Annotated in this window: 1 protein-coding gene; it reads right to left on the bottom strand. The window is 66.2% G+C overall.

The window, feature by feature from the left end; genetic code table 11:
- Positions 1-30 precede the first annotated feature (30 nt).
- The coding region (locus tag R0J88_RS20990; protein WP_410901025.1) for a DoxX family protein at positions 31-263 on the bottom strand (233 nt) is incomplete at its 5' end.

Here is a 263-nt window from a genome sequence, read left to right as displayed (position 1 = left end):
CTCACCGAACGACTCAGCCGAATGACGGCCTCAGGCGATGCGTGAGCGAATCAGCTGATCGAGCGACAGGCGTCCCGGCCCCTGCAATACCAGCACCAGCAGGCTGGACAGCCACAGGCCGTGGGTCACCCAGGCATGGGGATAGACGAACAGCTGGATGGTCAGCGTCATGACGGCAAGCCCCAGCGCCGCGAAGCGCGTCCCCAGCCCCAACCACAGCATCAGCGGGAACAGGTGCTCGGCGATGGTCGCCAGCCAGGCAG

Origin of the sequence: Pseudoalteromonas sp. SIMBA_162 (assembly GCF_046535955.1) — a bacterium.
Classification (GTDB): Bacteria; Pseudomonadota; Gammaproteobacteria; order Enterobacterales; family Alteromonadaceae; genus Pseudoalteromonas; species Pseudoalteromonas marina.
Note: the sequence above shows the minus strand (reverse complement) of the source record. Positions and strands in the feature narration are given on the sequence as shown.